The following is a 7,757-nucleotide window of genomic DNA, read 5'->3' as shown; positions in this document are numbered from 1 at the left end:
TTTTGTAAAATATAATCCTAAAATTCCTATAACACTAATTAATATTATAACTATAAGTAATATAAATAAATATCCAAGAGCCATAATAATCCTCCAATCATAATACTTTATTATAATTTTTACTTGTTTTTATTTTTATATTACGTCATTATCCAAACTAGGTTAAAGAGTCGAGATTTAATTATCTCAAGATTTCTTCTAGTTTTTTGCTGCAGTGATTTTTAAATTCTTCTATTGAGATGTTTTTTAGTTTACATATATCTTGATATACTCTTTTTATTTCACTAGGCATTCCATAGTTTCCACTTACCCATTCTAGAGCTGTTGGTCCATCGGTTTCTGCTAGTAGTTGTTTTGTTGGTACTATTTTTATTATTTCTTCTGTTTTTTTAGAATATCCCACGTCTACACTTATAGTAAAGTTACATTTTGCATCTATTAGTTTTTCTAGGGTGTCTTTTTCACCGCTATACCAGTGAATTATACTTTGATTAGATACATCATATTTTTTGATTAAGTCTAAAACTATTTCTTCTGCACCTTTTGTATGTAGGTTTATGTATTTGTTATACTCTTTTGCATATTTTAAAAATTGTTCAAATACTTCAATTTGATAAGGATAAGTATTAGTATCTTCTATCCAGTGAAAGTCTAGACCTACTTCCCCTATTATTTTACTTTCTTTTATATGCATCTGTACTTTATGTAAGTTTTTTCTATTTTCATAAGCTTTCCATGGATGTATTCCATATGTTGGTATTATATATTCACTTTTACTTTGTAATTTTTTGTTGTATAGGTAGCTTTCTTCATCCATTGCACATGCTATTGTTTTGATTTTATTCTGATTTATATCATTTATTACTTTATCTATATTTACTTTGTTGTAAAAGTCTATATGATTATGAAAATCTATATACATTACTTTCTCCTTATCTTTAGCTATCTATTATTCTTTATATACATTATACATATATTATAATTTATTTAAAAGAGTCATTAATTTAGATTGTATATTAAACTATAGATAATTTTAGTATTATATAGTACTATTTGTTATATAAAATATTAAATACAGCTTATAAACTAGGTTTAAGTATCTCAAACAATTAAAATAAAGACTAAAAGAACAGGTTTCTAATCTGCTTTTTTAGTCTTTATTTTAATTATTTATATTTAGATTCTCATATTTTTTTCTATATATAATATAGCTCCCACTGTTGAAAGTGCTATAATTCCTAATTTGAGGGGTCTTAACTAACTCAGTGATTTTATAAGTATAGTATATGCAATATCCTTTTGTCTTTTTATATCTTCTATAGTTAGTTCGCCAAAGCTAAACCTAACCATTGTAGACATTCCACTACAAACACTTATAAACACACTTCTTATATACAACCTATCATGGTCTTTATTTATCACACCTTCATCTATACCTAAATCAATAATAGGATCTAGCATCTCAAGTACATATTCCCTCAACTGTATCATTTCATCTTTTCCATGATTAATACATTTCAATAAATTATGAATATCTTTGTTTATCATTAGAATTTGGAAATATGAGCAGTTAGTAGCCATTAACTCTAGTATAGTTTGAAGCCCTATATTACATTTATTTTCAAAGCCTTGTGCATTTAAAATACTAAATAGTATTTTGCCAAATTCTTTATTCATTTTATATAATATAGACTTTGCTATTATCTCTTCCTTGTTTTCAAAGTATTCATATAAAGTTCCTTTTCCTATACCTGCAGATTTGGCTATGTCAGCAACCTTTATGTTGCTTATACTAATTCCCTCATCTGCAAGTTTTATAAAACCTTCAAATACTAATACTTCTTTTTGAGAGTAATTTTTTTCACAAATCATTTTATTCCTCCTCTATATATATTTGCTTTAGTTCCTTTCTATGCATTAAGTCATATAAAACAGGAATAACAACTAGTGTAAGTATTGTTCCGTATAATAATCCACCTATAGTAACTATGGCTAAGCCTTGTGTCATTTCTGCTCCCATACCTACACCTACTGCCATTGTTGACATTGCAAGTATTGTTGTTAATGCTGTCATTAGTATTGGTCTAATACGAGTACGCCCAGTTTCTATTATAGCATCTTTTTTATTTGTTCCAGCTAATCTTAGTTGATTTATATAGTCAACGAAAACTATACCATTGTTTACTACTACTCCAGATAATAATAGGAATCCTAGTAAAGCTATTACACTTAAATCTTTTCCAGTTATAAGTAATGCTAGTAATCCTCCTGTAAATGCTAGTGGAATTGTAAACATTACTATGAATGGTGATAATAGTGATTGGAACTGTGCCACCATTATTAAATAAACAAATAATACTGCAAGTGCCATCATTAGCCCTAAGTCTGTAAATGATTTGCTTATTGTTTCATTTTCACCCTTCATTTCTATACTATATCCTGAAGGTAGTTCATAGTCTTTTATTTTATTTTGTACATCTCTACTTACTAGCCCTATATTATGTTTAGAATCAACTCCTGCACTTACTGTCATAAGCCTTGATTGATTATCTCTATTTATACTAGATAAACTTTGTGCTGATTCTATACTTGCTATATCTGATAAGTAAATTTCTACTTCTTCAGTTCCTTTTGTAGCTTTGAACTTGTAGTGCTTTAAGTTGTTTCTTGTTGTATTAGAACTATTAGCAACTATTACAGGGTATTCACTATTTTCTATAGTAACCTTTGTTGCTTCTTTTTCTTCTTGTATTATACTAGATACTTTTTGATAAACTTGAGCTACTGTTAGTCCGTATTCCATAGCCTTGTTTTTGTCTACTACTACACGCGTTTCTGATAAAGCTTCTTCCATTCCATCAGATATATCTATTGTTCCTTTTACACTACCTAGGATTTTTGCTAAATCTTTAGATATTTCTTGTAGTTTGTCTAGGTCATTTCCTTTTACTACTATTTGTACTCCAGAACCACCTAATGCACTCATGTCCATATTAGATGCACTTACTTTTATTTCACAATCCATATCTTTTGTTTTTTCATATATTATATCTTCAACTTGTGTGTTTGAAAGTTTTTTATCTTCTTTTAATATTATGTAGAATGACATTGAGTTTTTACTTGCTGGCTGTCCCATCATTCCAGCACCTTCCATGGCACCTACTGTTTCTACATCTTCAATAGTAAGTAGTTTGTCTATAAACTCATCACTTGCACTATATGTATCTTCTTTTTTAGCTTCTTTTGCCATTGTAAGTGTTGCTGTCATTTGAGTAGAGTCCATTGTTGGCATAAAGCTAGTTCCCATTGTTACTGCTTTGTATCCACTAAACCCAAGTAAAACTAATGAAAATAATATTACTAGTACTTTGTGTTTTAAACATGCTCTAAGAACTACTTCATACATGTTTACAAATTTATCAAAGAATTTGTGTTCTTTCTCATCTACCTTTGTTAATAAGTTAGAACTCATAGCAGGAACTACTGTTAATGCTACTATTAAACTTGCTATTAATGAATAAGCTATTGTAAGCCCCATATCTACAAATAGTTGTTTAGTAATACCTGTAGTAAATACTATTGGCAAGAATACGCATATTGTAGTTAAAGTAGATGCAGCTATTGCAGCAGATACTTGTTTTGCTCCATGTACTGCAGCCCCTGCCATACTCATGCCTGTGTTTCTAAGTCTATAGATGTTTTCTATAACAACTATACTATTATCAACTAGCATACCTACTCCTAGTGCTAGCCCTGATAAAGATATTATGTTTAGTGTTATTCCACTAAAATACATTAATACTATTGCAAATAAAACACTTATAGGTATACTAAATGCAATTACTATAGTAGTTTTGAAACTTCTAAGGAATAACAACAGTACTATAACTGCTAATAAACCACCATATATTAAGTTACTTAGTACACTATCTACTATTAAATCAATATATACTCCTTGGTCCATTAATGTAGTAATGTTTATATCTTTGTTTTCTTTCGATAAACTGTCTATTACTTTGTTTATTGATTTAGTTACATTTGCAGTTGAGTATGAACTTGATTTTTGGAAAGTAAGCATTATACCATTGTTACCATTTACATTTGTATAGGTATCAGATGAGTTGTCTGCAAATTCTACAGTTGCTACATCTTTAATTTTTATATCTCCTACTCCATCTACATCCACATTAAATAAAAGTAAGTTTTCTAGTTCTTCTACGTTGGTAAATTGCTCTCCTACTTTTACTGAATACTGAACACCATTTTCTTTTATGTACCCCGCAGGCATTGAAAAATTCTCTGCCATTAATATGTTTCCTATCATTTCAGGGGTTATTTTATCTTTTATATTAGCACTTTTGTATGCTGTTTCTTTAGCATTATCAAGTTGTTCTTGCCCTGATTTTAACTGAGCTTCACCTTGATTTATTTGAGAAAGTGCATTTCCTAGCTCTTTTTCAAGTGTTGCTTTTCCTGTTGCCAACTCTTTTTCTTTAGCTTCAATATCAGCTAATGAGTCTATTGCTTCTATTCCTTTTTTAGCTTGAGTAATTCCTGCTTTTATTTTAGACCCAGCCTCTTCTAGTGCTGAGATTTGCACTTGTAATTTAGCATACTCATCTGCATCTACTGGAAGTTTGCTTTGAGCTTCTTTTAGCATGTTTATTTGTAATGAGTTTTGTGCATATGCCAGGTTTGCATTATCAATATTTTCTTGTAACTCATCCTTTGACATACCTATTGCACTTACTGCTGTTTGTAATTGTTTTTTAGCAGTTTGCAGTTCTTTTGAGGCAGTTTCTAATTGTTGTGTTTGAGTTTTCTTTTGATTTTCTAGTTCTGCCTTAGAACTTTGCATTTCTTTTTTTGATTTATCTAACTGGGCTTGTTGTGTTGATAATTCAGAATCTATATTAGCTAAGATTTTGTCGTTTATTTTATCGATTTTATCTTCATCTAATCTAACTTTTAGTTGGTCTTCAACTAGCCCTACTGCAGTTACTGATGCAACTCCTTCTATACGCTCAAATCTTGGCATTATATTATCATTTACATATTTAGTAACTTCTTTAATATCCATACCTTCAATGTCAACACTTAGCATCATTATTGGCATCATGTCGGGATTCATTTTGATTATAATTGGCGATTGAACACTATCATCAAAATATCCTTTTACCATGTCAATCTTACCATTTACATCAATCATTGCTGAGTCCATATTTATTTCTTGATTGAATTCTAGTATTACCATACTAGAGTTTTCACTTGATACGGAGCTTATATTTTCAAGTCCACTAGTTGTAGCTAATGCTTGCTCTAGAGGCTTTGTTACTGCTGTTTCTACTTTTTCAGGACTTGCCCCTGGATACACTGTATTTACCATTACATATGGTAAGTCAACGCTTGGTAATAAGTCTGTTGTCATGTTCATAAATGATACAATTCCTAAGATTAATACCATTATTATACCTACTACCACTGTGAATGGTTTTCTTACACTAAATTTAGATAACATATTTTCCCCCTATTATTTTCAGAACCGACTGGTCAGTTTTATATTTCTATATTAATTCTTTTACCATTATTTGTAAAGTTTTATATTCTTATTTTTCATACTATTTTTACTTCACGAAATTTGTTTAACGTTTCATTTAAATCAACGGTTCTTAATTTATAAGGCTCTGTCAAATAATTTGGTTGTTAATCAAAAAATAATAAAAATATCTATTTCATTAATTAATGAGATAGATATTTTTTATAGTTAGATTCTCATATCTTTTTTTCTATATATAGTATAGCTCGCCACTGTTGAAAGTGCTATAATTCCTAGTCCAATAAGAACAAATTTCAAATCAAATCCATCCTTAAGTACAGTAGTTGGAGCATAGTAATCAAAAGGAGAGAAATATTTCATCCATTCAAAGCTTTCTTTAAGTTTGCCTATAATTCCTAAGAAATAAGATACAAAGAATATCCCTATAGCTATTGGTATAGCTCCTCTATCTGATTTTACTATTGTAGAAATTAAAAGACCTATAGACATAAATATATATCCTAGTAATGATATACCTATAAACATAGTTTTAAGATTCATCATCAGTTCCATTACTTCTATCTCTTCAGGCTTTACTGCTATACATACTCCCATAGTGATTATTCCTAGTATAATAATATATACATAGTATATAGCCACTATTGATAACAGTTTACTAGTTACTATCTTAGTTCTTGTTATAGGTTTTGAGTATAAAAATTCTATAGTTCCTTGGCTTTCTTCTCTTATTAAAGCATTAACCCCTAGTATAGCACCATAAATTGCACTTGCCATAGCAATGTACTGAATACAGTAACCTAGGTAATTATATATATTAGAAAAGTCCATTGATTCGTCAATATTAAAGGCTTTTAACATTTCTGCTGGTAGTGCATCCATTTTGTTACCCATAAGTTCTTGCATTCCCATGTCTTTCATAGATGGGAAAAGAGCCAAAAATAGTGCTGTTAACGCCCCACATATTAGAGCCCATATTAAGCAAGATTTTATCAATCTTTTAAATTCAAATTTAAATATATTCATTATAATTCCTCCCCATGGTTTTCATAATAATTTAAGAAAGCATCTTCAAGATTCTCTTTTTCTATTAGTAATTCTTCTATCTTGTAGTTGCTTAACTCTTTTATTAGGAAGTTCATATCTTTTGAATATACAAAAGTGTATGTATTCTCATTTTTGCTTAGTATTTTATCTCCTAAATTAGTGATTACTTCTTCGTTAACATCTGCACTTCTTATCGTTACCTTTAATCCTAGTTTCGTCGTTGCTTTTTCTATTTCTATGATATCTACAATTTTACCTTCTTTGATTACACATACTCTATCACATAGATTTTGTACTTCTACTAAGTTGTGTGAAGATAAAAATACTGTGTTTCCTTTTTTCTTTTCTTCTATTAATAAATTGAATAATTTCTTTTGCATTAGTGGATCTAGTCCATTAGTTGGTTCGTCAAGTATTAATACTTTTGGTTTTGAGATAAGCGCTTGAGCTATTGCTACTTTTTTCTTATTTCCTAAACTTAGTTCACCTATTTTCTTGTTCATATCTAGTTCCAACTCGGTACATAGTTTATCTACTTCTTCTTTGCTAGTATTAGGATAAAAACTTTGAGCGTATTTTATTAAATCTGCTACTTTTACCTCATCGTAGTATCTTACTTCACTTGGTACATATCCTATATACTCTTTTATTTTTTCACTTTTTTTAACTACATCTAAATCTAGTATCTTAGCTTCTCCACTAGTAGGATATATAAAGTTTAGTAGTGTTTTTATAGTTGTTGACTTCCCAGCTCCATTTGGTCCTATAAATCCAAATATTTCACCTTCATCTACACTTAGATTTATGTTTGTTATACCTCTATTAGATTTATAGTTTTTAGTTAAGTTGTTGATTTCTATTACTTTCACTCAAACCCCTCCCACCTATTTTCTTTTATTTTTATATTGTTTCAATTTGTCATTAAATTTGTCTCCAGTTATTTTATAATAAGTACTTGAAAGATGTAAATGTTAATATATATATAATTGTAAATATTGCTCCAAAGGTAAAAGTATCTGTATTTTATACTTATTTTTTATACCAAATTGCAGCTAAAAATTCTTCCACCAAAACATGTATAAACTTTTTTATAGTATAAATTTAGATTAATTGGGCATACTGTTTAGCCATTCTTTAGTTTCCTTTAATCTGTATG

At 29.1% G+C, this 7,757-nt stretch carries 5 protein-coding genes; all 5 read right to left on the bottom strand.

Annotation, left to right across the window (positions count from 1 at the left end):
• Positions 1-181: 181 nt before the first annotated feature.
• Positions 182-922 carry a TatD family hydrolase gene (locus tag ACRC03_RS13460; protein ID WP_438653096.1) on the bottom strand — a complete coding sequence of 247 codons (741 nt, stop codon included), beginning with the start codon at positions 920-922 and terminating at the stop codon, positions 182-184.
• Between the two features lie 335 nt (positions 923-1,257).
• Complete coding sequence (locus tag ACRC03_RS13455) at positions 1,258-1,872, bottom strand: TetR/AcrR family transcriptional regulator (protein WP_438653095.1); 615 nt, start codon at positions 1,870-1,872, stop codon at positions 1,258-1,260.
• A gap of 1 nt (position 1,873) precedes the next feature.
• The gene (locus ACRC03_RS13450; protein ID WP_438653094.1) at positions 1,874-5,518 is read right to left on the bottom strand and encodes an efflux RND transporter permease subunit; all 3,645 of its coding nucleotides are present in this window, start codon (positions 5,516-5,518) and stop codon (positions 1,874-1,876) included.
• A 246-nt stretch (positions 5,519-5,764) separates the two neighbouring features.
• Entirely contained in the window at positions 5,765-6,580 is an 816-nt protein-coding gene (locus ACRC03_RS13445; protein ID WP_438653093.1) for an ABC transporter permease subunit, read from the bottom strand.
• On the bottom strand, positions 6,580-7,470 hold the full coding sequence (locus ACRC03_RS13440) for an ABC transporter ATP-binding protein (protein ID WP_438653092.1): 891 nt from the start codon (positions 7,468-7,470) through the stop codon (positions 6,580-6,582). The genes ACRC03_RS13445 and ACRC03_RS13440 overlap by 1 nt, the downstream gene beginning before the upstream one ends.
• Positions 7,471-7,757 lie beyond the last annotated feature (287 nt).

The organism is Romboutsia sp. (genome assembly GCF_051659545.1).
GTDB lineage: Bacteria > Bacillota > Clostridia > Peptostreptococcales > Peptostreptococcaceae > JBOFOR01.
The sequence above is the reverse complement of the archived record's forward strand: the minus strand, read 5'-3'. Positions and strand labels throughout refer to the sequence as shown.